Annotated in this window: 2 protein-coding genes; both read left to right on the top strand. The window is 37.8% G+C overall.

The features are described 5' to 3' along the window. Positions 1 to 462: IS21-like element helper ATPase IstB (gene istB / locus WQ54_RS17930; RefSeq protein ID WP_046585977.1), on the top strand; the 462-nt coding region annotated here is incomplete at its 5' end. 53 nt (positions 463 to 515) lie between these two features. Continuing rightward, positions 516 to 989 (top strand): reverse transcriptase domain-containing protein (locus WQ54_RS17925; protein ID WP_046585975.1); only part of this gene is annotated, 474 nt, incomplete at its 3' end.

Here is a 989-nt window from a genome sequence, read left to right as displayed (position 1 = left end):
ATTGAGAGAAAGGAAAATATTATATTTTTAGGCCCTAGTGGTGTGGGGAAAACTCATTTAGCCACTGCCATCGGCATAGCAGCTGCTAAAAAGAGAACCAGCACTTATTTTATTAAGTGCCATGATTTACTCCAGCAGTTAAAGAGAGCTAAAATTGAAAATCGTTTAGAAGCAAGATTAAAGCATTATACCAAATATAAACTGCTTATTATTGATGAAATTGGCTATTTACCTATTGATCCAGAAGATGCGAAATTGTTCTTTCAACTCATTGATCTAAGGTATGAAAAGAGAAGTACAATTCTAACAACTAATATCAATTTCAAGTCATGGGATGAAGTCTTTCAAGATTCTAAACTGGCCAATGCGATTTTAGACCGGGTTTTACATCACGCAACAGTAGTAAGTATTGTTGGAGAATCTTACCGAATCAAAGATCATCTTGCGAAAGAAAATGAGTAGAATTTGTACATACTTAAACGATCAAAAGTGTACATACTTAGGTTGACATTTATATGGAAAGGAACAAAGGAAGTCATGGCATAGATGGAATGTCCGTAAAATCCCTACGAAGACACCTCTATGAAAACTGGGATTCCCTTTGTCACTCTTTGAGAACTGGTACCTATGAACCGAACCCAGTACGTCGAATCGAAATCCCGAAACCGAACGGTGGAGTAAGATTACTAGGAATACCTACTGTGACAGATCGTTTCATCCAACAGGCCATAGCCCAAGTGCTAACCCCACTTTTCGACCCAACATTTTCAGAACATAGTTATGGTTTCCGTCCCAAAAGAAGGGGCCATGATGCAGTGAGGAAAGCCAAGGGATATATAAGTGAAGGGTATAGATGGGTTATTGATATGGATTTAGAGAAATTCTTTGACAAGGTTAATCATGATAAGTTAATGGGGATATTGGCAAATAGAGTACAAGACCGATTGGTCTTGAAACTTATACGGAGGTATCTCCAATCAGGAATCATG

This window comes from Bacillus sp. SA1-12, from assembly GCF_000981385.1.
Taxonomy (GTDB): domain Bacteria; phylum Bacillota; class Bacilli; order Bacillales; family Bacillaceae; genus Metabacillus.
The sequence above is the reverse complement of the archived record's forward strand: the minus strand, read 5'-3'. Positions and strand labels throughout refer to the sequence as shown.